The sequence below is a fragment of the Thalassospira sp. CH_XMU1420-2 genome, assembly GCF_037029325.1.
Lineage (GTDB): Bacteria > Pseudomonadota > Alphaproteobacteria > Rhodospirillales > Thalassospiraceae > Thalassospira > Thalassospira povalilytica.
In genome coordinates this window covers 88,145-112,119 of sequence record NZ_JAYMEG010000005.1, presented here as the reverse complement: position 1 = coordinate 112,119, position 23,975 = coordinate 88,145, and the positions used below count along the sequence as shown (strand labels likewise).

Sequence of the window (23,975 nt, the reverse complement as noted above, 5' to 3'; positions counted from 1 at the left end):
CCAGCCGAGCCGATTTCGAAACGCATGCCATGTGGTTATGATGTCCGAAACATGCGACTATCACCACATGGCTGCCCCAAATGATCGGAACGGAAATGCGTGATCCCCATGCCGAAACCCGCACCCCCAATCACCGTATCCCCAATCACCGCACCAGGGTCTTTGCGCTGATTGCCTTTATGGTATTGTGCGATCATATCGGCCGCAGGTGGTGCCGTAACCGCAACCAGTGTCAATGACTGGTACGCAAGCCTGCAGAAACCGGCCTTCAATCCGCCAAACTGGCTGTTTGGTCCGATGTGGACCATCATTTATTTCCTGATCGCCTTTAGCGGCTGGCGGGTCTGGCTGAAAGCCGGCATCGCCAATGCCAAGGGCCCGTTTATTGTTTACGGGCTCCAGCTGACGCTTAATCTGGCATGGTCATTTTTGTTCTTTGGCGCCCAGTCACCTTTTTGGGGGCTGGTCGATATTGTGATCCTGCTTGCCCTGATCATCGTCAATTGCGCGATGTTTCTCAAAATCGACCGGCTGGCGGGCATCCTTCTGATCCCCTATGTGCTGTGGGTCGGGTTTGCCGCCCTGCTGAACGGGGCGATCTGGCATCTTAACGGCTAGGGTCCGGGCCAATTTCACGGCCTGTTTTGCGCTCTCGCCTATCTCGCGCCTGGCGTGTGTCCCCGCATAACCACCACCCCGAACAGGATCAGGGCCATCACACAGGCCACGGCGCCGGCAACAAAGGTCATATAGGTGCCAAACTGTTCCCAGATCAGCCCGGCCATCACATTGCCCAGCATCAGCGCAACGCCGCAGACCAGGTTAAACACCCCAAAGGCCGTGCCGCGCAGACGTTCCTGACTGTGATCGGCAACCAGCGTCGCAATCAGCCCCTGTGACATGCCCATATGCAGCCCCCAAAGCCCGATGCCAATCACATAGCCGGCAATCCCCGGCGCAAAGGCAATGACCAGATCGGCCACCGCCAGCACCGCAATGCTGCCCACCAGAAGTCCGCGCCGCCCGATCCGGTCCGACATCACCCCGACCGGATAGGCACACAGCCCGTAAACCAGATGCATCAACACCAGAACCAGCGGCACATAACTTGCCGCAATCCCGACCGTGCCTGCTTGCAGCAGTAAAAATGCCTCGCTAAACCGGGCCAGCATCAAAATTGCCGCTGCCGCCATGACAAGCCAGAAACCGCGCCCCAGATCGCCGGAACGTCTCAAAAGACCAATTATGGTCTGACGCCCGTCGCGGCCCTGTGCGGTTTCCGGTTCGCGGATACCTGCCACCAGCATCGCCACCGCCAGCACAGCCGGTATAACCGCAAGCCAGAATACCAGCCTGAAATCCCCGCCCGACGCCATCATGACCAGAACGGCAATCAATGGCCCGACAAAGCCGCCGACCGTATCAAGGGATTTGCGTAACCCGAAACAGGCACCGCGTTTATCGGCCGGGGCGGCGTCGGCAATCAGCGCATCCCGCGGCGCACTGCGAATGCCCTTGCCAACCCGGTCAACAAACCGTCCGGCAACAATCGCGCCCAAGCCTTCGGCCAGGGGAAAGAACGGCTTGGCCAGCGCGCCAAACCCGTACCCGACCACAACAAGCCATTTGCGCGATCCGATCAGATCGGAAAAAACACCGGCGCATAATTTGGTCGCAGTTGCGGTTGCGATGGCGATTGCCTCGATCAGTCCGATGGTCACCGCCGACAATCCGAGCCCCGAAACCATATAAAGCGGCAACAGGGTTTGCACCATCTCCGAGGACACATCCATCAGAAGACTGACAAACCCAAGGATCCAGACGGTCGCGGGGATTTGGCCCGGACGGGCCAGCAGACTGATTTGGGAAAACACGGCCAAGCCTTGCGAATGATTCTTATGAACCCAAGACTTCGCCGCATTTCATCGAAATGGCAAGCATTTAAAACTGCGGCAACCAAGCCCCTTCATCTCCTTAATCCGTTCCGCCCCCAACCACTAACGGAATCAGACATAGAAACTCAAACAGCACCACCATCAAGTTGCATTTTATAAAAAAAATTCTATTAGAAGTAGGCTGAATATATGGGAGAGAAGTTACATGACGGCTAACAATGAGGATAAATACGTTGGTTACCTGTGCATTGCCAATGCGAGTGATGATGACTTGTTTGCCTATGTCTGTACCTCCAAGAATTTATCCGTCATCGAAGACTGGATGGCCTCAATCCGTCAAAATGACGTAGATACGGTTTCCAACAAAACTGACAATAAGAAGGATGATAGAAATAAATCTCCTAAAACCGATGATGAAGAAGAAATTACTGGCATAGATCGCTTATTCAAGATGCTAACAGATTTTGGGGAAGCAGTATCGTCATACAGCCCGCTAATTGCAGCTAGCAGCTTCACAATACCTGCGATGAGAACCAACTACATAGAACAAGAAATGCTTGCTCACGCAGAAACTCACTTCGATGTACACCAAGAAAACCTACGATTTAAAACATTTGCCGTACCCAAAAGTGGTTTAAGAACAATTTCAGAACAAGTTCGGAAACTGCGCGAATTTGACAAAGGTTCTTCCGTACTACCTGGTGCAATTCTCCTTAGCCTTGTCGCAACTTTTGATTCGTTTATTGCCGAAACAATTAGGTTCATTCTCGAGGAAAAACCTGAGCTTATGAACGCCTCAGAAAAGAAACTTACTGTCAAAGAAATCATTGAACTTGGTGGCGTCGATGAAATAAAAAAAAGAATAACAGAAGAAGAAATAAACAGCATAATGTACGCATCGCATCACGACCAAGTTTTATACATTGAAAAAAAGCTAAACCTAACAATAATTAAAAACATAGATTACTGGAACAACTTTATAGAAATATTTGAAAGAAGAAATCTTGTTGCTCATGGAAAGTGCATAGTAAATAATACATACTTAAAAAAATGCAAAGAATGCGGAGTTGACATATCACAAATAAATATAGGAGACACACTAGACCTAAAGAAGGACTACATGAAAAATTCTGCATCCACACTTTTGATATTTGGAACATCTTTAATGTTCTCAGTAGCCATGAAGTTCTTCAAAAATGAAAAAGATAGAATATTTCAATTTATTGGAGAGCATGCCTTTCGAATGATTAAAGAAGGTCAATATAAGGTAGCCCATAAGCTAATGGACTTAGCATTAAACAGGCAGACGACCTCACCAAGCGACGCAGTACGACGAACGATGATCGTCAACTACGCTAGCTGCCTGAGACACATGGGAAAAACCTCTGAAGCTCACGCAGTCTTAGATGCAGAAGATTGGAGCGCAACAACCGGAGTTTACAAGATATGTGTTCACGCCCTGAAAGAGGAAATAGAGCATGTACTAGACCTAATGGATAAACTCATGCCTAGCAATGAATTAGAGAAAGATGATTTTATCGAGTGGCCTGCTTTTAAATGGGCAAGAGATGACGAGAGAGTAGCTGAAAAATTTGAATCAATTTATGGAGAACCACTGACAGCGATTGGAACTGTTTAGTCTCCGGCGGGCCACCTTGAAGCCTCCCCCAACCAAAGGCCCTATTACAAAAGACACCTCCGACCCTTTGCTATTTTTGAGTAACCCAACAGCTTACTCGCAACGGGAAACTCAGGGCTTCCAAAATTCGCCCCCCCCGCAACTAGAGCAACTTAAGACAAATAGGCATCAGGCAAAAATCAGTCTCTTGACCGGGAAACAACATCATCAGCACTGCCCCCTTGCCCATTTTCGACTGCGACATTATCCATGCCAAGCCGTCCGACCGACGGCAACCGCAATGCCGGGCGATTGAAATCGATCCCGAAATTCAGGCCCAGCACATTGAACTCGATGCCTTCTTCAAGCCCGACCGACAATCCAAGAACGCCAAGCAGATTGGCCTGCACACCCTGCCCGCTTGATGACATGCCCACCGGATTGGTGATCGGGCGGTAATCCTTGCCAATCGCATTGGCCGGCATATCAAGATCAAGGTCGGGGACCTCGCGCCCGATATGGGCGATAAAGGTGTTGCTGTTCGGCCCCGGATAGCTGCGATATTCATTGGGGAACGGATAGCTCGCCACCGCGGCCTCGATCTCGTCAATCAGGGCTTCTGCCGCCTCGCCGCGATGATCGGCCAGAACTTTCGGTTTGGCCCCGAACCAAAGACCATCGGGGATCGCATAGTTCTTGCGCACCACATTGCCGCCACCCCAGCCAACCACGTCATAACGGGTATAGCTGGTTTCACCGGCACGCTTGAAAATGATCCATGGATGAACCGCAAAATATCCGCGCCAGCCAAATGTATCGGCTGCCATCACCATGACAATGGCCTGATTGGCATGATCCTGCGCACTGGGCGCAACCCCCGATGAATGGCGCGGCGCATTGCGCCAGGTATAGCTTTCTTTCTTGTCCTGACCGGGCGGATCTTCGGCAAGACTGATCCCGAATGGCAGGACCAGAACCGCGACAAGCCCAAGAAGAAGTGTTTTGCCTTTACCCAAGGTTTTTCATCCAATCTGATTTCGCGTTGCAATAACATTACGATCAAAGCGAAGAAGTAAGATCAAAAAAAGGCAACGCAACTTTGACCGGCATTCAACAAGCCGTGAGCCATTGATACATTTTCGCGACATTTACCAACCGGTTACCCGGCCAAAACCCTATGGCCAGGCGGCAAAAGTATCATCGCGTACCCGTTCTGCCGCACGCCGCAGACGCCGGTATGCGCCGGGCGCCTCCCCCATATAGCGTTTGAAAAACCGGCTGAAATAGGCCGGGTCGCGAAAACCAAGCCCATAGGCAATCTGTGCCACACCCAGCGGACTTTGTTCCAGCCGCATGCAGGCTTCGCGCAAGACGCGGTCATGAATAACCGTAAGCGGCGGCTTGCCGGTTGCGCGCAAAACAGCCGATCCCAAGCGCCTTTCACTGACGCCAAGGGCGGTTGCATAATCGGCCACATTCCAGTGTTCGCGGAAATGAAGCTCAAGCACCTGCAAGAACCGCTGAAAGGTAATCGAGCCCGGTCGATGCTTGTCGCGCTGTTCCATTACATTTTCGGCCAGACGCAACACCATGGTCAGAATGATCTGCAAATGCGCCCCGACCACAAGACTGGCCCCCAGCGCATTTTGCATCAGCTCGGCCCGGATTGCCTCGAAACTGCGGCGCAAATGTGCAATGTTTTCGCCGTTTTCCGACGGGGTCACATTATGCACCGTATCGGCCGCAAGCCGAAGCGGAAGCCCCCCGCCGGCCATACCGCCCCCGGCAACCCCCGCCCCATCCCCGCAATGACGTGCGACAAGATCATCGGCCACCGACAGCAAATAGCCCTCGCTGCCCGCCGTTACCGTAAACCGTTGCGTTTCGCCAAGCGGCAACCACACAAGTGCCGGGGCCCTGCAATCAATCACCCCCTGGCGCAGGGCGATCTGCGCCCGCCCGGACAATAACAGCACCGCATAACACCGGTCGCGCCGCCCCGGATCATTCATCACCCAGCTTTGCGGGGATAACGGATGATCAAACCGGTCCATCATCGCCTGTGCCGTGACCGGCAACAGATCTTCAAACGGATTTTCCGCCAGACGTGCCGGGCTGGATACCGGGATATCGCGGGATGACTGCGCACACATGCCTTTTTATCGCCCATCCATTCCAAATGGTTATACGTATAAAAGTACAATTTTTCGTCTTAAAATGTCAATTTCGCTATCTTTACATTGGAACGGTTCCATCGCTTACTAGAGTGACGGTCAAAGGAACCGCAAAAACAACAATACATATTAAAAATGCGTTCCCATTATTTTGCATCTGCGAACTAATGGGCGGGAGGATACGCCGGAGATTTACTTTGAATCCCAAAGTAAATTACAGAATCTCTTTGCCTAAACTCCTGAAATAACGCGCAAACGGGAAAACCGTCTCTGCAAAGAGATCAGGAGGAAAAGCATGCAAATTTCAGCAAAACTGCGCATCGCGACCATTGCTGCGGCGACCACCGCATTGATGAGCACCGCGACGCTGTTTGGTGCCAATGCCCAGGAAACCTATCGCATTGGTTATGCCATTTCGAAAACCGGGCCGGGCGCGCCGGGGGCTGCGACCAGCACCACGCCCAACTATGAAATGTGGGTCAAGGAAATCAACGATGCCGGCGGCCTTAAGGTCGGCGACAAACAGATCCCGATCGAAGTCGTCGAATATGATGACCGATCGAGCTCCGAAGAAGCCGTACGTGCGGTTGAACGCCTGATCAACCAGGACAAGGTTGATTTCATCCTGTCGCCCTGGGGCACGGGCATGAACCTTGCCGTTGCGCCGATCCTTGATCGCGCGGGCTATGCCCATCTGGCCGGTACGGCTGTGACCGACAAGGCACCGCAACTGGCTCAGCGCTGGAAAAACTCCTATTGGCTGCTGGGTACCGGTGAACAATATGCCGTCGAAATGGCCGAATTCCTCAAGGGCCTGAAAGACGCCGGCAAAATCAATGACAAGGTCGCCATGATCGCTGTTGCCGACGGCTTTGGCATCGAACTGTCCAAGGCCGGTCGTGCTGCCCTTGAAGATCGCGACTTTGATCTGGTCTATGACAAAACCTATCCGCTGGGCTCCCAGGATCTTGCAACCATCGTCAATGACATCAAATCGCTTGGTGCAGACACCTTTGTTGCCTTCTCCTATCCGCCGGGCACTCTTGGCCTGACCGAACAGTCCCGCGTTCTGGGCTTCAACCCCAAAGTCTTCTATGCCGGTGTCGGTACGGCCTTCCCGCTTTATAAGGACCGCTTTGGCGCAGATGCCGAAGGCGTCGTAAGCCTTGGCGGTGCCAGCGAAAACGATCCGAAGATCGCCGACTATATCAAACGTCACATCGCCTTTGCCGGTCGCGAACCGGATCGCTGGGCATCGATCGTCAACTGGGCATCGCTTCAGTCCCTGCAACAGGCAATCGAACGTGCCGGTTCCACCGACCGCGAAGCTGTGAATGCCGAACTGGCCAAAGGCGGCTTTGACACCATCCTTGGCACCTACAAGCCGGGCGACCAGACCTTCTGGCAGGTCGGTCAGTGGCAGGACGGCAAATTTGTCGGCGTTGCCCCGACCAGCATGGAAGGCGCCCATGAACTTGTCTTCCCGAAACCGGCCTGGAAAGGCGCGAACTGATCGCAGCCTTTAAGGATTGTCGGGGTTTCCGTGTGTGCACAACCGCACGGGAACCCCGATACCGCCCCGTCCGGGACCCGATACCCCCTTTGGGAAGAAGTGAATGTTAAGCTACGCATTATTATCGGGGATTACGCTTGGCGGCATGTATGCCCTTGTCGCCATGGGTCTGACCCTGCAATACGGTGTCTCGCGCATCATGAATCTCGCCTATGGCGAACTGATGATCGTCGCGTCCTTTATTGCCTTTGTTTTCATGACCGCACTCGGGATCAACCCGATCCTTGGTCTTTTGATCATCATTCCGGTCAGCTTCGCGCTGAACTGGGGCATTTATCGCTTTTTGCTGACCCCGCTGGTCGCGCGTGCCAAAAACCGTGGCATGCTTGAAGTTGACAGCATTCTGGCCACCTTCGGCCTGCTGTTCATCGTTCAGGGTGTGCTGCTGGTCTGGTTTGGCGGCAATTATTACAGCTATGATTTCCTTAATGACGCGGTTGACGTGTTTGGCGCGGCCATCGCGGCCAACCGTCTGGTTGCCCTTGGCTTTGCCGTTGTCATTGGTCTTGGTTTCTATCTGATCCTGACGCGTACCCGTATTGGCACCGCCCTTCGTGCGGTTGCGGTTGATCCGACCTCGGCCCGCCTTGTTGCCATTGATGTCAATTTCGCAGCCTGCTTTGCCTTTGCGCTTGGCGGTGCGGTCGCGGCTGTCGGCGGCGTCCTGGTCAGCATGTTCCTGACCTTTTCGACCTCGATGGGTGTTGTCTTTACCATGAAGGCCCTGATCGTTGTAATCATGGGCGGGGTGGGTAACCTTCTCGGTGCGCTGATTGCCGGTCTGATCCTTGGCATCGCCGAAAGTCTGGTGGCGACCTATATCGATCCGGGCCTGACCATTGCTGTCACCTATGTGATCTTCCTTCTGGTCTTGCTGATCAAACCATCCGGCCTGTTCGGGAGGACCGCATAATGCCCCCCTTCCTGAAACCCGATTTCATCAAGCCGGTGGCCATCGGTGCCGCAATCTTTGCCGCTCTTGCCTTCCTGCCATCGCTTGTTGACAGCTACTATATGTCGCTTGCCATCAGTGTCGTAAGTTTCGCCGTGCTTGCCACAGCCTGGTCGATGTTTTCCGGCCCGACGCGCTATATCTCGCTTGCAACTGTCGTGTTCTTTGGCATTGGCGCCTATACGGTGGCAGTCCTCGGTGAAGTCATGGCCTTCCCGCTTGTTCTTCTGTGTGCGGGTCTTGCCGGAACGGTTGTTGCCCTTCTGGTCGGTTTTTCGACCCTGCGACTGGCGGGTGTTTATTTCGTGATTTTCACCTTCGGCCTGACCGAACTGGTCCGTCAGGTTGTCAGTTGGTACGAAGTCAATGTCACCCGTGAAATGGGCCGTTATGTCTTCCTTGATATCACGCAGAATGACATTTACTGGCAGTTGCTGGCCCTGTTTGCCGTATTGCTTCTGACCGGGTTTGTCCTTGGGCGTTCGCGCCTTGGCTTTGCGCTTCGCATCATTGGCGAAGACGAAACCGTCGCCAAGCATTGCGGTATTGATGTTACCCGCGTCAAAGTCGCGCTGTTTGTTCTGTCTGCCCTATTCATGACACTGACCGGCGCCATCATCGCACCGCGCTGGACCTATATCGATCCGGTAATCGCCTTTAACCCGATGCTGTCATTCCAGGTTGTCATCATGGCACTTCTGGGCGGTCCGCGCCGCTTGCTGGGTCCGCTTCTCGGTGTCATTCCGCTGACCCTTCTGTTTGAAGTTCTGACCGCAAGCTTCCCGAACCATTTCAGCATTCTGCTTGGCTGTGTGTTCATGGTGATTGTCTATCTTCTGCCCGGTGGTGTGGTGGGTCTGTATGAAAAATACCGTGCACCGAAAAAGCGCACGCTTTCAGCCGACACCGAAACCACCCGCAAATCAGGGGAGAAAACAGCATGAATACCGAAATTCTTCTCTCGATCTCGGGCCTGCATAAGGCATTTGGCGGTCTGATTGCGGTCAATCAGATGCAGTTTGATGTCCATGCCGGTGAAATTGTCGGCCTGCTGGGTCCGAACGGGTCGGGCAAAACCACGGTGATGAACCTGATTTCCGGTGCCCTTCAGGCCAACGAAGGAAAGGTTGTCATCAGCGGCAAGGACATCACAAACCTTCCGGCTCATAAAATCAGCCATTCCGGCATTGCGCGCACGTTCCAGCTTGTCCGCGTTCTGCCTGATCTTGATTGCGTGGAAAATATCGAAGCCGGTCTTGCCTATCGCACCAATCCGCTATGGGGGGATGCCGCCCATTCGGCTGCCCTTGAACTGCTGGACCGCATCGGTCTTGCCAAACAGGCCCACACGCCTGCCGGTGATCTGACATATATCGATCAGAAACGCCTTGAACTGGGCCGCGCCCTTGCCCTTCAGCCCAGGCTTCTTTTGCTTGATGAATGGCTGGCCGGTCTGAACCCGTCCGAACTTCAGGACGGCATTGCCCTGGTGCGGCAGCTCAAGGAAGAAGGCCTGACCATCATCATGGTTGAACATGTGATGGATGCGATCAGAAGCCTGTGCGATCGTTGCGTTGTCATGAATGCCGGGGCCAAGATCGCCGATGGCACGCCTGACGAAGTTCTTTCCGATCCCGAAGTTGTCCGCGCCTATCTGGGAGACAGCCATGCTTGATATCAAAAACCTGTCTGTATCCTATGGCAAACACGCAGCCCTGCGCGATGTATCGCTCACCGTGGATCGCGGTGAAATCGTTGTGATGCTTGGCGCCAATGGTGCGGGCAAAAGCAGCCTGCTCAAAGCCTGTGCCGGCCTTGTCACCGCACAGGATGGGACGCGCATCAATCTTTCGGGCGCGGAGCTTACCGATCTTTCCGCCCACAAAATCGTCGAGGCCGGTCTGGCGCTTGTGCCCGAAGGCCGCGGCATTTTCGGCGAACTGACAGTGCGTGAAAATCTTGAACTCGGGGCCTTTGCCAAACGTGCACGCGCATCGGAAAAACAAAACCTTGATCGGGTGATCGGCCTGTTTCCCAAACTGGCCGAACGTTTGAACCAGGCCGCCCGCACCATGAGCGGCGGCGAACAGCAAATGGTCGCAATTGGCCGTGCGCTGATGTCAAATCCCGATATCTTGCTGCTTGATGAACCCTCCCTTGGTCTGTCACCCATCATGACCGGGGATCTGTTCAAGGCGCTTGCCGCCATTCGTACAACCGGGGTTGGTGTTCTTCTGGTCGAACAGAACGCGCACCAGTCCCTTGCCATATCAGATCGGGGATATCTGATTGAAAACGGGGCCATCACCGGACAAGACAGCGCCCGGGCCCTGCAATCCGACCCTGCTGTGCAAAAGGCCTTCCTTGGCCTTGGGGCGGCATGATGCCGCTTTTCGCCACCTCGCAGCAGTAATTGATAAAGTCAGGAGAAACGTCATGAATGATGTAAAATTGTTGATCGGCAACCAGGATGTGAATGCGTCAAACAACCGCACGTTTGAACGCAAGAATCCGGTCACCGGCGAAACCGCAACGGTTGCCGCGGCGGCCAATGCCGCCGATGCCCGCAAGGCCGCCGATGCCGCTGCCGCGGCCTTCCCGGAATGGTCGAAAATGGGCCCGGGTGCCCGTCGCAAGATCCTGCTCAAGGCAGCCGACATCATGGAATCCAAGGGCGACCAGTTCGGTCAGCTTGTCCTTGATGAAACCGGAAGTACCCGCATGTGGGGCGGCTTCAACGCCCATCTTGCTGCCAACATGCTCCGCGAAGCCGGTGCGATGACCACCCAGATCACCGGCGATATCATTCCGTCCGATCATCCGGGCCTGATGGCCATGGGTGTGCGTCAGCCGGTCGGTGTTGTTCTTGGCATTGCACCGTGGAACGCACCGGTCATTCTGGGCACGCGCGCCATTGCCATGCCGCTTGCCTGTGGCAATACCGTGGTGCTCAAGGCGTCCGAGCTTTGCCCGGCCCTGCACCGCCTGATCGGTGAATGCCTGGTCGAAGCCGGCGCACCCGAGGGCGTCGTTAACGTTGTCACCAACGCCCCGGAAGATGCCCCGGAAATCGTCGAAACCCTGATTGCCCATCCGGCGGTACGTCGCATCAACTTTACCGGCTCGACCCGTGTTGGCCGCATCATTGCCAAGCTGGGTGCCGAACATCTCAAACCGGTTCTGCTTGAACTGGGCGGCAAGGCACCGTTCCTCGTTCTTGACGATGCCGACCTTGACGAAGCCGTCAATGGCGCGGCATTCGGCGCCTATATGAACCAGGGCCAGATTTGCATGTCGACCGAACGACTGATCGTTGACAATGCGGTTGCCGACGAATTCGTTGCCAAACTGGCTGCCAAGGCAAAAACCCTTACCGCTGGTGATCCGGCCAAGGCCGAACACATCCTGGGCGGTGTGGTCAATGTCGAAGCTGTCAATCGCATCGAAGAACTGGTCGAAGACGCCGTTTCCAAGGGTGCCAAACTGGTGGCCGGTTCGGGCAAGGCCAAGGATGGCGTTCTGATGGATGCGACCCTTCTCGATCATGTCACCCCGGCAATGAAAATCTATTCCGAGGAAAGCTTTGGCCCGATCTGTGTCGTCATTCGTGCCGGCAACGAAGACGAAGCCGTTCGCATCGCCAATGACAGCGAATATGGCCTGTCTTCTGCGGTCTTCTCGACCAATATTCCGCGTGCCATGGACGTTGCCAAACGCATCGAAAGCGGCATCTGCCACATCAATAGCCCGACCGTTCAGGACGAAGCACAGATGCCGTTTGGCGGTGTGAAATCGTCCGGTTATGGCCGGTTTGGCTCCCAGGCATCGATCGACGAATTCACCGAAATGCGCTGGATCACCATCCAAAGCGGCAAACGCCACTACCCGTTCTAAGCCAACCGGAACTGGAACTGGAACTGGAACTGGAACCGGAACAGAAACCGGATGGAACTTCTGTCCGGCTCTCCCGTTCAATCAGCTAACGCAGGGGGGAAGCCTGACTTGCACTGAGTTCCCTTGCAAGTCAGGACCTGTGTGCAGGCCGTCGGACTTTATGTCCGGCGGCCTGTTTTGTTTTACAGCCGATTGATTTCAATCACTATTTCCTCGCCTTCACCTGAAACTCTCTTTATGGTGGTATCGACTTGTTTATTTTCTCTTCATATTAGATTTTGAGGACATAATGGAAGCAACCACCAATTCCGCCCCGCAAGCCCCAAGCGGCGAAGGCCGCAATCTGGCGAACATTGTTTACATTCTTTATCTGGTCGGCTTTGTGACCGGTCTGACGGCGCTGGCCGGGGTCGTCATGGCCTATATGAACCGCACGACTAGCGACGCGGTTGCCGCCAATCATTTCGAACACCAGATCGCCATTTTCTGGCGCGGCGTGATCATCATGGTCATCAATATCGTGCTTTACATGCTGATTGGCGCATTGAGTTTCATGACGCTTGGCATCGGTGCAATTCTGTATATCGTGCCGCTGGCGCTGGGCATTTACTGGTTCGTCTGGACCCTGATCCGCGTCATCAAGGGGATGAACGCCCTTGGCCGTGGCGAAACATTCACGCCCGGCAGCACCCCTGCCCTCACCACCGCATCAAATCCGCAGCCTGAACGTCAGGAACCCAGCCTTTAAGGCGATGCCAAAATCACCATCAGCATCCTGAACTGAAAAAAAGAGGCCGCCCTTAAACAGGACGGCCTCTTTTGCATTTGTCTTTGTCTCTCAGTCTGATCAGGCGCGCAGAACCGCCTGCACCAGCACCTCAAGCGCGCTTGAAAATTTCGACCGGTCTTTCTGGGTAAAGGCCGCATTGCGCCCCTGCTCGCCCGTGACTTCGCGCATATGAGCCGCGATCTCGCGCCCGGCCAATGCATTGCCGATATTGGCCTCGGTAAATTCCTGGCCATTGGGCTTTAACACCCGCGCTCCGATCTCAAGCCCGCGTGACGCCAACGGAATGTCATTGGTGACAATCACATCGCGCGCCCGGGCATTCTCGGCGATCCAGTCATCGGCGGCATCGGGTTCGGGCGGCACGATCACGATTTTGATCAACGGATTGCGCGACGGACGAATACCGCCATTGGACACCAGGATCATCTCGATCCGGTGCCGCTCAGCCACACGTTCGCATTCCGCCTTCACCGGACAGGCATCGGCATCCACAAACAAACGCGGGCGTGTATTTTGACTAGTTAAACTCATCACACACGCACATCCAATTACTTAAAAAATTGAGTTCAAAAAACTTAAACTTACTCATAAGCCAATAACATCTGGCACACTAACACGCCAAAAATTCAACATAACTTAGAGAATTAGCTGAAAAAAGAAAGTCACCTAGCTCGAGCAGGAATCAACGAACTCAGTTTTTGGTTATAGGCAAGTTTACGTGATGAGCAAGCCGAACCAATTGCGATCTACTTGACGTACTGGTTTTCTCTAGAACTTTTTTTATCTGAGTTTTGGTTGTTTCAACGCTGGTATTTCTACTCTCTGCAACCTGAAGCGTGGTTAATCCTGTTGCAATCAATTCACAAACTTCGCTCTCCGCAGCAGTTAACCCGTAAAGAAGCTCCATTCCTTTCGTCGAAATAACATCAGTCCTGTCAGGATCAATCAGCACAACAATCATGCCCCGGCATGAAGCCTCAAGCGCACCAGCATCATCTCTCAGCGGCATAACCTCTACTAAATAAGGACTTAACCCCTCCTTGCGCGGTACCGTCAACATGGTGGACTTCCCTACCCCTTCCGCTGCTACGATATCTCGAGCACTAATTATGGCCCTATCAAAGGCATCCTGCTGCTTGATACTTGACAATATGACATTCCCGGCTCGCCCTAACCGAATTCCATCAGCAGCACCGGTTATTCGCAACGCCTCTTCATTTTTTATGATCACTTCACCTTGGCTTGTCATTATGCAGACCCCCAGTTGGAGGCGATCCAATCCAGCTAAAATCGTTTCAAATCGAACTCGAAGTTGCTTAAAAGTTCTATACAACTCCATCGCCTTGGCCCAATGGGGTAACAAAGCAGTTAATAATGACCAGTCCTGTTTGCCGATACAGTTCTCAGTACCAGCCAACTGAACAGTAATCACGTCTGCCCATGCACCGTGCGTATTCAGGCAGGCCGCATAACGCTCGTCTATTCCGAAAACGTCATGAAGAAGCTTGGTAGCTGGTAATACCTTGTATCTCTCTTCCCTCAATATCCCCATGACCTCATTATCCGATCTGAATATGTGGTCTCGGTACGACGATACTGCATGATAGGCCTGCATATCGGTCGCCATGAGTTCGCGTTGATACAACTTTTCGAAAACTTCAGCGTCGTGATACGAACTCGTCCGCACACTTTTCTCGAAGGTGCGCCTAAGCGGGTCATACAAATCAACAGAACCGAAACTGAAGCCAAATTCCCCCATACAACGATCCAACACGGACCGTCAACTTTGATCGCTTTCTCGGTAAGGCAAATCATAAATTAGAGAGATCAACTCCAAGATTTTGTGTGTGTCCACCACGTCTTCTCGAATTAAAAATGATCAACGCGAATTCAGCGTAACAGATCAGGAAAATATCAACCATAGGTTACATCTTGATTTACTTAAATACCAATCAAATATTCACCCAGGTTAATCGACACCCTCGCTAGCATGTGACTTTCGGGCATTCTGAAACGCAATTGTTTTGAGTTCATCCCTCAAATGGGGGATGCGCCTCTCACATTATCAACCCAAGATTACCCTCTAGCTGAACTCTGCAATCCGCAGTCCGGCCCAGCAGCCGCCAGATCAACATACTGGGCTTTGAAAAATCATCATCTAAGGGGTCTCATGATGACTAGTATACTGAAACCATTCCTTGGCTTTACTTTGACTTTTACTTGCGCAATCTCTGCACACGCAGAAGAACTTGCGAAAAAAACGTGCCTGATTGTTGGAACCGAACAAGCAGTAGAAGAAAGCGCAGCCTGCCCGGGAACTGTCGCTGAGGTGTTACGATCTATCGAAATTGAAAAAGAACGCCCCATGCGCGACGCAGACGGCAAGATCGTGATCGGCACAGACGGTAATGCAGTTTTGGAGCAATACACCGAAACCTATAAACTTATGGCCAGCTTTGCTGCATCCGCTGGACTTGGTGATGCCATGAACGGCGGGGAAGTTCCCAAACTCCACAACGGCATGTTGGAGAACAACACCATTACAGTCTTTGCAATCAAAGACAGCATCCTTGCCGCCAAAGTAGAAGACGCAATTGCGACGGCGAAAAGCAACTCTGCAACACCGCTCACTGTCAAAGATAAGACACTGATCATCCACAAAATTGTAGGCTCTCAGATCGCAACCCGCCCCTACTACAAAGACAATATGTGGAATGGGCAGATGGAATACAAAAGCCTGGGCGGCGATCCAATCAAAACCAACTTCCTGCGTGAAGACGGTGATATCGCAAATGGCATGCCCTTCCAGCAAATGGACGTTCTTGCATCAAATGGCGTGATCCATTTGATGAATTAATCGGACATTTCGACAGGATACTCCCGAACGCCCCGAAGGCCGCCGATCCTTCGGGGCTTCCCCAGCTTTTCAACAGCTGCCAATATCGCGCCCCCTGATCAGGCCAGCCCACCAACAAAACTTGAAAGCTCGGGCGTTTTCGGGTTGGCGAAAACCTCTTCCGGGTCGCCGGTTTCGTGAATGCGGCCCTGATGCATGAAAACAAGCTTGTCGCACACCTCGCGCGCAAAGCGCATTTCATGGGTCACCATGACAAGGGTCATGCCTTCTTCGGCCAGTTGGCGGACAACCGCCAGCACCTCGTTGACCAGTTCCGGATCAAGTGCTGATGTCACCTCGTCACACAAAAGCACCTTGGGCTTCATGGCAAGGGCGCGCGCAATCGCCACGCGCTGTTGCTGCCCGCCTGAAAGCTGATCGGGGTAATGCATCATCTTGTCGGCAAGCCCGACCTTGGCCAGCATTTCCTCGGCAATCTCGCGGGCTTCGGCCTTGGATTGCTTTTTGACGACCTGCGGGGACAGCATCACATTTTCAAGCGCGATGTAATGGGGAAACAGATTGAACTGCTGAAACACCATGCCGACCTGAAGCCGAAGGGCCAGCAAATCCGTATCGCGTTCGCTGATTTTCTTGCCCCCCACCATGATGACGCCGTCATCAATCGCCTCAAGCCCGTTGATCGTGCGCAAAAGCGTGCTTTTGCCCGACCCGCTTTTGCCGATCAGGGCAATAACCTGCCCCTCCTCAATCGAAAGATCGATACCCTTAAGGACTTCCAGCGCGCCAAAACTTTTATGAATGGCATGCAATTCAACGAGCGACATTGCGGAACTTTCCTTCCAGATGACGGGCAAACAGCGACAGCGGATAACAAATCAGGAAATACATCACCGCGACACAGCCATAGACCGTAAACGGCGCGTAGGTCGCGTTGGTGATCATGGTGCCGGCCTTGGTCAGTTCGACAAAACCGATAATCGATGCCACGGCCGTTCCCTTGACGACCTGAACCGAAAAACCGACCGTTGGCGGAATGGCAATGCGAAGCGCCTGGGGCAAGACGATATAGCGCATCTGCTGGGTGAAATTCATGCCAAGGCTGGCCGATGCTTCCCACTGGCCCCGACTTACTGATTCAACGCATCCGCGCCAGATCTCGGTCAGGAACGCACTGGTAAACAGTGTTAACCCGAATGTCGCGGCCACCCAGGGCGATACATCAAGCCCGATCAGCGGCAAGCCAAAGAACACGATAAAAAGCTGCATCAAAAGCGGCGTGCCCTGAAACAGTTCGACATAGCCGCGCACAAACCGAACGACCCACGGGTTGCCCGCCGTACGCACCATCAAAAGCAACAGCCCGACAATCCCGCCAAGAACAAACGCGGTCAGCGAAAGCAACACCGTCCAGCGCGCCGCAAGCAGCAGGTTATAAACAATATCCCATAGGGAAAATTCAGACATGACGCCGCCGTTCAAACAGGAAATTGCCCAAAACTTTCAACCCCATCCGAAGCAGGATCGACATCGCCAGATAAAGCCCCGTCACCACGAAATAGACTTCAAAGGCGCGGAAATTGATTGCCTGGATATAGTTTGCCCCGAATGTCAGCTCCTCGGCTGCAATCTGCGAACAGACCGACGATCCCAGCATCACAATCACGATCTGGCTTGAAAGGGCCGGCCAGATTTTCTTGAGTGCCGGAAGCAAAACCACATAACGAAAAATCTGCACCCGGTTCATGGCAAGGCTTTGGGCCGCCTCGATCTGACCTTGCGGAATAGCAAGGATACCCGCCCGGATGATTTCGGTGGAATAGGCCCCGAGATTGACGATCATCGCCAAAAGTGCGGCCTGAAATTCGGAAAGCTTCGCGCCAAGGGCCGGAAGCCCGAAAAAGATAAAAAACAGCTGCACCAGAAACGGGGTGTTGCGGATCAGTTCGACATAGACACCGACAATCTGGCTTATCACCGGGGCGCGCGACGCCCGCGCCCACGCCCCCATGATCCCCAATCCGACGCCGACCACAGCACCGATCACTGTCAATTCTGTCGTCAGGATCATCCCGTCGACCAGAAGTTCCCAATGCGGCACGATCGCGCCAAAGTCGAATTTATATGCCATTGATCTGCAACGATCCCGTCAGGTGTGGCTTGAAATTGCTCAGAGCTTTTCCGGAAGCGGAATGCCAAGCCACTTTTCAGCAATCGCATTCAAACGGCCATCGGCCATCGATGCGGCAATGATCTCGTTGACCTTGGCCATGAATTCCGGCTCTTCCTTGTTCAGACCGACATAGCAGGGCGAGTTTTTGATCAGAAATTTCGGTTCCGGCTTGCGCGGCGGGTTGCGTTCAATGATCGCAGCGGCGGTAACGTTGCCGGTGGCAATCAGGTCAACCTGACCCGACAGGAATGCCGAAATCGTGCCGTTATTGTCTTCATAGCGTTTGATATCGACATCAGCCGGCGCAATCTTGGTCAGTTCAAGATCCTCGATCGCCCCGCGGGTCACACCGACCGACATGCCCGAAAGATCATCGGCCTTCTCGACCGAGAAATCAGCAGGCCCGAAAACGCCGTTATAGAACGGGGCATAAGGTGCGCTGAAATCGATCACCTTTTCGCGGTCCGGGTTTTTGCCAAGGCTGGAAATCACCAGATCGACCTTGCCGGTGGTCAGATACGGAATGCGGTTGGCCGACGTCACCGGTACCAGTTCAAGCTTCACACCAAGGTCTTCGGCGATCAGGGCGGCCATATCAATGTCATAGCCCTTGGGCTGCATGTCAGTACCGACCGATCCGAATGGTGGGAAATCCTGTGGGACTGCAACCTTGAGAACCCCGGCCTCGGCAATGCTGTCAAGCGCGCCTGCCGACGCAGCACCAAGCGGCGCGGTCAGGATCGCAACGGCCGCAATCGCGGTTTTGAAAAACTGTTTCATAAGCCTCTACCCGTCTGTCTGTGATTTTCTGGATTTGTTTATGCACTATTTTTAACCTGATACTGACGCTGCACATTTTTTGATCTTTTGTCTATGAATAATTTTTTCTTCAGCGTAAATTCAATATCAGATCAATCCTAAACCCCGAAAAACCGGCCACTTTCGAATATCAAAAACTATTAAACTGGTCTGACCAGTAACAGGAACAACAGATGGCACGCAGCGAAACCGCCCCGGAACGCGCCGCGCGGGACATACGAAATCTGATTAAAAACAATGATCTGAAAGCAGGTGACTCGTTACCTGCCCAACGTGTTCTGGCAACCGAACTGGGCATCAGCCGCACCAGCCTGCGCGAAGCCCTGGCCACCCTCGAAGCTTTGGGAATGGTCCATATTCATGCTGGCAAGGGTGTATACATTGCCGATCGTCACCATCAGACACCCCTTGATCAGGACCGCAACCGCCTGGCCGGTCAGGTCTATCAGTTCCGACTGGCAATCGAACCCTATGTCGCTGGGCTTGCGGCACAAATGCGCAGCAAGGATCATCTGGATGCCCTTGAAACCAGCATCACCGACATGCGCACCGCCCTTGAACAGGACGACCTGATTGCCGCGGCCATGGCCGATACCGACTTTCATGAAATATTGCTGCTGGCATCGGGCAACCCGATGTTTGCCAAGGCCATGCACCCTGCGGCCCAAACCATCCATGAAAACCAGATGCTGCCCTTTGCCAATGCCAAGGCGATTGCCGCCCCGCTGGCCGAACATGAACAGGTTTTGCGCTATGTCCGCGAACACAACCCGTCTGGCGCCCGCGACGCCATGCATTTCCATGTTCTCAGCGCCGCGACCCGGGCCAAGATCGCCTTTTTGCGTCCCTGATCCGAATTCCGGGCAAGACAAAACCCCCACCTGCTTGCGCAGATGGGGGTTTCATTAACGCGGTGCCCTTCACAAGGAAGGACAAACCGAATTAGGCAGCCGACAGGTCGTCAGCCGAAACGCGACCCGAACGGGAATCGGTGCGCAGTTCGTAGTTGATTTTGTCGCCTTCCTGCGGGTGGCCCATGCCAGCGCGCTCAACAGCGCTGATGTGCAGGAATACGTCATTTCCGCCTTCGTCCGGCTGAATGAAACCAAAACCTTTAGTTGCGTTGAACCATTTAACGGTACCAGTTGCCATCTTTAGATCTCCTATCGAGTATTGAGTGGCGTTACGACACGCCCCGACTGGGCGCGCCTATTTGGGATCGACAATCAGATCAGGCGCGGTCGCGCCTTCTCTGATTGTTCGAAGATGTGTTGCGGCCAGCACCCCCTGGCTGCCCGCCAGATTGTGGGCCACGTGGATTGCGATTGCGGTTCGCACCGCCGCGCTTGCCTTGCGGTTTGGCATTGCGGGCACCATTGCCCCCGTTGCCTTTCGCGCGGCGTTCCTCGGTACTGCCCATAAAGGAAAGACCGGAAGAAATTGAATTGTCGCCCTGCGCACGGTCGCGGCGGTTTCCATCGGAATCAACGCGCTTGACCGGGCGCTTGCGCCCATCGGACGAACCGGCATTGCCTGCCGGGCCGTTCCCGCGACCGTTGGCCGGGCCGGATTTGATCCCGCCCTTGTAACGGCTTCTGGATTTTTCGAGTGCCGGGCTCACCTCTGCCTGTGCGGCATTGGCGTTGGCATTGCCTTCCCCGTCACGACGCTGCGACGACTGGCGCACTGGCCGATCATTGGAACGTTCCGGACGGTTGCCGGCGGCTGCACGGTTTGCCTCGCCATCACGGCGGCCATTGCCACCCTGACCACGACCGACATTACCGTTGCCATTGCCACGGCCATTGCCACGGGCCTGACCATTCGGTCCGCGCCCCTGTCCCCGGCCCTGAGAACGCGCCTGACCACCACCATTTGCACGGCGGCCACGGTTGGCTTCACACGCTTCTGCCGATTGCGCTTCCTGTTCGGCAGCAGCTTCGGCATCGCGGCGATCAATCACCGGGATCGACTGGCGGGTGGTTTTTTCGATATCGCGCAAAAGACCGCGTTCTTCTTCATCACAGAACGCAATCGCCGTACCACTGGCACCGCCACGGGCCGTACGGCCAATACGATGCACATAGCTTTCCGGCACATTGGGAAGCTCGAAATTCACGACATGGGTCACGCCGTCAACGTCAATACCGCGTGCGGCGATATCGGTTGCGACAAGCACACCGATCTGACCATCCTTGAATGCGTTCAGGGCGCGCTCGCGCTGGTTCTGGCTTTTATTGCCATGAATGGCGGCTGCACTGATTTTATTGGCTTCAAGATGACGGGCCACACGATCTGCACCGCGCTTGGTGCGCGTAAAGACCAGGGTCCGCTTGAAGACCGGATTATCAAGAAGCTCTGCCAGAAGCTGACGCTTGCGGGTGCGCTCGATCAGATAAACCGACTGATCAACACGTTCCTGGGTGGTTGCAACCGGGGTCACGGAAACCTTGACCGGATCGGAAAGCATATCACCGGCCAGTTGACCGATCTGGGTCGGCATGGTCGCGGAGAAGAACAGGTTCTGACGGTCACGCGGCAACATCTTGATGATGCGCTTGATCGGCGGCAAGAAGCCAAGATCAAGCATATGGTCGGCTTCATCAAGCACAACCACATCAACATGTTTAAGCGTCAGCTTGCCACTATCAACATGGTCAAGAAGACGGCCCGGTGTCGCCACCAGAACTTCGATGCCCGGCGTAATCGCCTTGATCTGCGGACCATGGGCAACACCGCCCACAACCACAGCCACACGGACATTCAGGAAACGGCCATAGGCACGGAAACTGTCACCGATCTGTGCGGCAAGCTCGCGCGTCGGCGCAAGCACCAGCACACGGCAGGCACCTTTGGGTGTACGGCCTTCGGTTTTGGAAAGTCGATCAAGAATCGGCAACGCGAATGCTGCCGTCTTGCCGGTACCGGTCTGGGCGATACCAAGCAGGTCCTTACCTTCAAGCAGGGACGGGATGGACTGCGCCTGAATGGGTGTCGGCGCGTCATAGCCTTCTTGCGCCAATGCGCGAAGGACCGGCTCGGCCAGGCCGAGTTCGGAAAACTGGGTCAAATAAGGGTAACTCGTAAATTAGAGGCTGCAGACAGCTGGGACAACGCCCGGTGAAATGTAGTAATCAGGTCTGCGCCTTGCAGTTCAGGAAGTACCCGCGTAGCTGGACACTTCAATGCGTTCTTAGGTCAACCACTCAACAGTGGGGGATTTCAGTCCCCTCTACGCTTCTGGAGCGATCAAATTTCTGCGACACCATGCGCAGAGTTTGCCCGGCTTGTCAAACGCCATATTTGTGACAGCCCCGCGTTTTACGCAAACAGGCCCGGCAGAATTGCGCGCCGGGCCTGTGAAAATTGCTTTATATGACGCGTTTTTTTTCGACCTAATAGGCCGAACACGGGTTCGCGGCACCGCACGGATTGTATGCGGCACAAGGGTTGGCCGCAGCACAGGGATTGCTGGCCGGCGCACACGGCGCGGCAGCACATGGGTTATAAGCGGCACACGGATTGGCGGCACATGGACTGCACGGGCTTGCCGCACAGGGGTTTGCCGCCCCGCAGGGATTATAGGCCGCGCACGGATTTGCCGAACAGGGTGCTGCTGCGCACGGGCTTGCGGCACATGGATTGGCTGCACACGGATTGTACCCTGCCGCACACGGGTTCGCTGCACAGGGGTTGTAGCCCGCCCCACACGGATTGGCACCACAGGGATTCGCGCCACACGGATTGGCGGCACACGGATTTCCCGCGCACGGGTTTGCCCCGGCGGCCGGGCGCTTGGCCGGGGCCGGATTGGCGATTGCCGGGACATTGGCCGTATGGGTGTAATGATCAAGGGCAACCGCACCGGTCGCCGCCAAGAAGACCGCACCGAAAAGAAGTGTGTTTTTCTCGCTCATTTCCGGAATCCATCCAATCCAAATGCCGGACGCAGCGCAATGCCGACCCAACTGCCCGCAAAGGCCAGAACAAACCACAGCCAGCCATGCACGCTGCCCGATGCGATCCCGCTAAAGAACGCACCGATATTGCAACCAAATGCCAGGCGCGCGCCATAGCCCATCAAAAGCCCGCCAATTGCCGCCGCCAGAAGTGACGCCATCGGCACCGATACCTTGGGCGCGAATTTTCCGGCAAGGGCCGCGGCAAAGGCCGCACCGATCACGATGCCGAAATTCATCACCGAGGTATTGTCTTCGAGAACCGAATTGCCAAGCGCCTTGGCAGGCCCCGCCCAGTTCCAGAATTCCCAGGTTTCAACCGGAATACCAATGCCCTGGGCGATCTTTGCCCCCCAAAGGCCAAAGCCGAACGTAATCGACCACGGGTGACCGGCAATCAGAAGGGTCGCGATATTAAGCCCTGCCAACAGCAACCCGGTCCAGACCAGCGGCCAGGGACCATGGAACAGGCGCGCCAGACCGGCACGCGGCGCCTTGGGCGTTGCTTCAAGCGAACCATGGGCACGCTTTTCGACAACCACCGTCATCAGCGCGACAAGCGCCAGACCGCCAAAGGTCACGGCAAGGCCGCCCGCAACACCGAATTCACGACCGACACTCATCGGCGGCAAGGATGGCAGTTCAAGCCACATCGGCAAATGCGCCGTTCCGATCACCGCCCCGATGATAAAGAAGGCCAGCGTCAGCAACATGCGCGCACTGCCACCACCAACCGTAAACAGGGTGCCCGAACCGCATCCGCCGCCAAGCTGCATGCCAAGACCAAACATAAAGGCCCCGACCAGCACCGATGTCCCCACCGGTGCCACCGCCCCGACAATCGGGTTGCCAAGCGGGCTTCCCAGCGCCAGCATCGGAATAAAGGCCGCGGCCGCAACCCCGATCATCAAAAGCTGGGCCCGCATCGCCCGTCCGCGTTTCTCGACCGAAAAACGCCGCCAGCCGCCGGTAAAACCGAATGATGCATGATAAAGTGAAATGCCCAGCAATCCGCCAAGACCGTAAAGCACGGCCTGATGCAGATCCACCGCCTGGGCAATGGCAATGCCGACCACAACAAACAGAACCGCGGTAATCGCCGCCGGTCCCTTGTCAAAGTCAAAGCCCGGGACGTCCGGGCGGGCCTTAAGTGTCGTTTCTGACATGGTGACGCTCAGTAACGTTAAAGGAAATCTGTCGGGTCAAAGCCCACGAACACGAACGGAACCGGGGCAAACCCGATTCCGTCCAAAATGTCTGTGCCATCAGGG

Annotated in this window: 24 protein-coding genes; 11 read left to right on the top strand and 13 right to left on the bottom strand. The window is 54.7% G+C overall.

From position 1 onward, the window contains the following. Nucleotides 1-171: 171 nt before the first annotated feature. Complete coding sequence (locus WA429_RS15805) at nt 172-618, top strand: TspO/MBR family protein (RefSeq protein WP_287466451.1); 447 nt, start codon at nt 172-174, stop codon at nt 616-618. Between the two features lie 38 nt (nt 619-656). Here WA429_RS15805 and WA429_RS15800 read toward each other — a convergent pair whose 3' ends face one another. Next, on the bottom strand, nt 657-1,874 hold the full coding sequence (locus tag WA429_RS15800; RefSeq protein WP_287466452.1) for an MFS transporter: 1,218 nt from the start codon (nt 1,872-1,874) through the stop codon (nt 657-659). Nucleotides 1,875-2,100: 226 nt separating this feature from the next. Here WA429_RS15800 and WA429_RS15795 point away from each other — a divergent pair, with 226 nt between their 5' ends. Next, complete coding sequence (locus WA429_RS15795) at nt 2,101-3,534, top strand: hypothetical protein (RefSeq protein ID WP_287466453.1); 1,434 nt, start codon at nt 2,101-2,103, stop codon at nt 3,532-3,534. Between the two features lie 179 nt (nt 3,535-3,713). Here the strand turns inward: WA429_RS15795 and WA429_RS15790 are convergent, their stop codons facing one another. Then, the gene (locus tag WA429_RS15790; RefSeq protein ID WP_287466454.1) at nt 3,714-4,529 is read right to left on the bottom strand and encodes a DUF3750 domain-containing protein; all 816 of its coding nucleotides are present in this window, start codon (nt 4,527-4,529) and stop codon (nt 3,714-3,716) included. A 159-nt stretch (nt 4,530-4,688) separates the two neighbouring features. Next, nucleotides 4,689-5,666 carry a helix-turn-helix domain-containing protein gene (locus WA429_RS15785; protein WP_287466455.1) on the bottom strand — a complete coding sequence of 326 codons (978 nt, stop codon included), beginning with the start codon at nt 5,664-5,666 and terminating at the stop codon, nt 4,689-4,691. 316 nt (nt 5,667-5,982) lie between these two features. Between WA429_RS15785 and WA429_RS15780 the strand changes: the two genes are divergently transcribed. The 7 genes from WA429_RS15780 (at nt 5,983) to WA429_RS15750 (ending at nt 12,854) form a co-directional block, all read left to right on the top strand. Beyond that, complete coding sequence (locus WA429_RS15780) at nt 5,983-7,200, top strand: amino acid ABC transporter substrate-binding protein (protein WP_082817652.1); 1,218 nt, start codon at nt 5,983-5,985, stop codon at nt 7,198-7,200. 103 nt (nt 7,201-7,303) lie between these two features. Continuing rightward, nucleotides 7,304-8,173, top strand: coding sequence for a branched-chain amino acid ABC transporter permease (locus WA429_RS15775; RefSeq protein ID WP_287466456.1), 870 nt, complete (start codon nt 7,304-7,306; stop codon nt 8,171-8,173). Continuing rightward, nucleotides 8,173-9,156: a branched-chain amino acid ABC transporter permease gene (locus WA429_RS15770; RefSeq protein WP_287466457.1), complete on the top strand. Its 984-nt coding sequence runs from the start codon at nt 8,173-8,175 to the stop codon at nt 9,154-9,156. Before WA429_RS15775 ends, WA429_RS15770 begins: the two co-directional genes overlap by 1 nt. After that, nucleotides 9,153-9,887, top strand: a complete 735-nt coding sequence (locus tag WA429_RS15765; RefSeq protein WP_101247852.1) for an ABC transporter ATP-binding protein — start codon at nt 9,153-9,155, stop codon at nt 9,885-9,887. The genes WA429_RS15770 and WA429_RS15765 overlap by 4 nt, the downstream gene beginning before the upstream one ends. Continuing rightward, nucleotides 9,880-10,596, top strand: a complete 717-nt coding sequence (locus tag WA429_RS15760; protein WP_068517067.1) for an ABC transporter ATP-binding protein — start codon at nt 9,880-9,882, stop codon at nt 10,594-10,596. The genes WA429_RS15765 and WA429_RS15760 overlap by 8 nt, the downstream gene beginning before the upstream one ends. Before the next feature lie 52 nt (nt 10,597-10,648). Next, nucleotides 10,649-12,106, top strand: coding sequence for an aldehyde dehydrogenase (locus WA429_RS15755; RefSeq protein WP_068517066.1), 1,458 nt, complete (start codon nt 10,649-10,651; stop codon nt 12,104-12,106). Between the two features lie 289 nt (nt 12,107-12,395). After that, nucleotides 12,396-12,854 carry a DUF4870 family protein gene (locus WA429_RS15750; RefSeq protein WP_068517065.1) on the top strand — a complete coding sequence of 153 codons (459 nt, stop codon included), beginning with the start codon at nt 12,396-12,398 and terminating at the stop codon, nt 12,852-12,854. A gap of 99 nt (nt 12,855-12,953) precedes the next feature. Here WA429_RS15750 and WA429_RS15745 read toward each other — a convergent pair whose 3' ends face one another. Together WA429_RS15745 and WA429_RS15740 are read right to left on the bottom strand one after the other, a co-directional pair. Next, nucleotides 12,954-13,427, bottom strand: coding sequence for a YaiI/YqxD family protein (locus WA429_RS15745; RefSeq protein WP_287466458.1), 474 nt, complete (start codon nt 13,425-13,427; stop codon nt 12,954-12,956). Nucleotides 13,428-13,587: 160 nt separating this feature from the next. Continuing rightward, a complete protein-coding gene (locus WA429_RS15740; RefSeq protein WP_287466459.1) occupies nt 13,588-14,655 on the bottom strand; it encodes a helix-turn-helix transcriptional regulator in 1,068 nt (355 codons plus the stop codon). A gap of 414 nt (nt 14,656-15,069) precedes the next feature. Between WA429_RS15740 and WA429_RS15735 the strand changes: the two genes are divergently transcribed. Beyond that, entirely contained in the window at nt 15,070-15,753 is a 684-nt protein-coding gene (locus WA429_RS15735; protein ID WP_287466460.1) for a hypothetical protein, read from the top strand. A 98-nt stretch (nt 15,754-15,851) separates the two neighbouring features. On the opposite strand, the gene WA429_RS15730 is transcribed toward WA429_RS15735, so the two are convergent. The 4 genes from WA429_RS15730 to WA429_RS15715 are packed head-to-tail and all read right to left on the bottom strand — an operon-like array spanning nt 15,852 to nt 18,706. After that, on the bottom strand, nt 15,852-16,580 hold the full coding sequence (locus WA429_RS15730; RefSeq protein ID WP_287466461.1) for an amino acid ABC transporter ATP-binding protein: 729 nt from the start codon (nt 16,578-16,580) through the stop codon (nt 15,852-15,854). Beyond that, nucleotides 16,567-17,220: an amino acid ABC transporter permease gene (locus tag WA429_RS15725; protein WP_287466462.1), complete on the bottom strand. Its 654-nt coding sequence runs from the start codon at nt 17,218-17,220 to the stop codon at nt 16,567-16,569. The genes WA429_RS15730 and WA429_RS15725 overlap by 14 nt, the downstream gene beginning before the upstream one ends. Then, nucleotides 17,213-17,884, bottom strand: coding sequence for an amino acid ABC transporter permease (locus tag WA429_RS15720; protein ID WP_287466463.1), 672 nt, complete (start codon nt 17,882-17,884; stop codon nt 17,213-17,215). Before WA429_RS15720 ends, WA429_RS15725 begins: the two co-directional genes overlap by 8 nt. 39 nt (nt 17,885-17,923) lie before the next feature. After that, nucleotides 17,924-18,706, bottom strand: coding sequence for a transporter substrate-binding domain-containing protein (locus tag WA429_RS15715; protein WP_114113775.1), 783 nt, complete (start codon nt 18,704-18,706; stop codon nt 17,924-17,926). Nucleotides 18,707-18,918: 212 nt separating this feature from the next. Here WA429_RS15715 and WA429_RS15710 point away from each other — a divergent pair, with 212 nt between their 5' ends. After that, a complete protein-coding gene (locus WA429_RS15710) occupies nt 18,919-19,596 on the top strand; it encodes a FadR/GntR family transcriptional regulator (protein WP_250282706.1) in 678 nt (225 codons plus the stop codon). Between the two features lie 91 nt (nt 19,597-19,687). Here the strand turns inward: WA429_RS15710 and WA429_RS15705 are convergent, their stop codons facing one another. The 4 genes from WA429_RS15705 to WA429_RS15690 form a co-directional block, all read right to left on the bottom strand. Continuing rightward, the gene (locus WA429_RS15705; RefSeq protein ID WP_068517057.1) at nt 19,688-19,897 is read right to left on the bottom strand and encodes a cold-shock protein; all 210 of its coding nucleotides are present in this window, start codon (nt 19,895-19,897) and stop codon (nt 19,688-19,690) included. Nucleotides 19,898-19,976: 79 nt separating this feature from the next. Beyond that, nucleotides 19,977-21,815, bottom strand: a complete 1,839-nt coding sequence (locus WA429_RS15700; RefSeq protein ID WP_336107626.1) for a DEAD/DEAH box helicase — start codon at nt 21,813-21,815, stop codon at nt 19,977-19,979. A gap of 325 nt (nt 21,816-22,140) precedes the next feature. Beyond that, a complete protein-coding gene (locus WA429_RS15695; RefSeq protein ID WP_287466465.1) occupies nt 22,141-22,662 on the bottom strand; it encodes a hypothetical protein in 522 nt (173 codons plus the stop codon). Next, nucleotides 22,659-23,870 carry a YeeE/YedE family protein gene (locus WA429_RS15690; RefSeq protein WP_287466466.1) on the bottom strand — a complete coding sequence of 404 codons (1,212 nt, stop codon included), beginning with the start codon at nt 23,868-23,870 and terminating at the stop codon, nt 22,659-22,661. The genes WA429_RS15695 and WA429_RS15690 overlap by 4 nt, the downstream gene beginning before the upstream one ends. Between the last annotated feature and the right edge of the window lie 105 nt (nt 23,871-23,975).

What these genes read in the sequence shown, in the direction of transcription:
- WA429_RS15795 (WP_287466453.1), top strand. Translation starts at nt 2,101, where the DNA reads ATGACGGCTAACAATGAGGATAAATACGTTGGTTACCTGTGCATTGCC.
- WA429_RS15785 (WP_287466455.1), bottom strand. Translation starts at nt 5,666, where the DNA reads ATGTGTGCGCAGTCATCCCGCGATATCCCGGTATCCAGCCCGGCACGT.
- WA429_RS15780 (WP_082817652.1), top strand. Translation starts at nt 5,983, where the DNA reads ATGCAAATTTCAGCAAAACTGCGCATCGCGACCATTGCTGCGGCGACC.
- WA429_RS15775 (WP_287466456.1), top strand. Translation starts at nt 7,304, where the DNA reads ATGTTAAGCTACGCATTATTATCGGGGATTACGCTTGGCGGCATGTAT.
- WA429_RS15770 (WP_287466457.1), top strand. Translation starts at nt 8,173, where the DNA reads ATGCCCCCCTTCCTGAAACCCGATTTCATCAAGCCGGTGGCCATCGGT.
- WA429_RS15765 (WP_101247852.1), top strand. Translation starts at nt 9,153, where the DNA reads ATGAATACCGAAATTCTTCTCTCGATCTCGGGCCTGCATAAGGCATTT.
- WA429_RS15760 (WP_068517067.1), top strand. Translation starts at nt 9,880, where the DNA reads ATGCTTGATATCAAAAACCTGTCTGTATCCTATGGCAAACACGCAGCC.
- WA429_RS15755 (WP_068517066.1), top strand. Translation starts at nt 10,649, where the DNA reads ATGAATGATGTAAAATTGTTGATCGGCAACCAGGATGTGAATGCGTCA.
- WA429_RS15750 (WP_068517065.1), top strand. Translation starts at nt 12,396, where the DNA reads ATGGAAGCAACCACCAATTCCGCCCCGCAAGCCCCAAGCGGCGAAGGC.
- WA429_RS15745 (WP_287466458.1), bottom strand. Translation starts at nt 13,427, where the DNA reads ATGAGTTTAACTAGTCAAAATACACGCCCGCGTTTGTTTGTGGATGCC.
- WA429_RS15740 (WP_287466459.1), bottom strand. Translation starts at nt 14,655, where the DNA reads ATGGGGGAATTTGGCTTCAGTTTCGGTTCTGTTGATTTGTATGACCCG.
- WA429_RS15735 (WP_287466460.1), top strand. Translation starts at nt 15,070, where the DNA reads ATGACTAGTATACTGAAACCATTCCTTGGCTTTACTTTGACTTTTACT.
- WA429_RS15730 (WP_287466461.1), bottom strand. Translation starts at nt 16,580, where the DNA reads ATGTCGCTCGTTGAATTGCATGCCATTCATAAAAGTTTTGGCGCGCTG.
- WA429_RS15725 (WP_287466462.1), bottom strand. Translation starts at nt 17,220, where the DNA reads ATGTCTGAATTTTCCCTATGGGATATTGTTTATAACCTGCTGCTTGCG.
- WA429_RS15720 (WP_287466463.1), bottom strand. Translation starts at nt 17,884, where the DNA reads ATGGCATATAAATTCGACTTTGGCGCGATCGTGCCGCATTGGGAACTT.
- WA429_RS15715 (WP_114113775.1), bottom strand. Translation starts at nt 18,706, where the DNA reads ATGAAACAGTTTTTCAAAACCGCGATTGCGGCCGTTGCGATCCTGACC.
- WA429_RS15710 (WP_250282706.1), top strand. Translation starts at nt 18,919, where the DNA reads ATGGCACGCAGCGAAACCGCCCCGGAACGCGCCGCGCGGGACATACGA.
- WA429_RS15705 (WP_068517057.1), bottom strand. Translation starts at nt 19,897, where the DNA reads ATGGCAACTGGTACCGTTAAATGGTTCAACGCAACTAAAGGTTTTGGT.
- WA429_RS15695 (WP_287466465.1), bottom strand. Translation starts at nt 22,662, where the DNA reads ATGAGCGAGAAAAACACACTTCTTTTCGGTGCGGTCTTCTTGGCGGCG.
- WA429_RS15690 (WP_287466466.1), bottom strand. Translation starts at nt 23,870, where the DNA reads ATGTCAGAAACGACACTTAAGGCCCGCCCGGACGTCCCGGGCTTTGAC.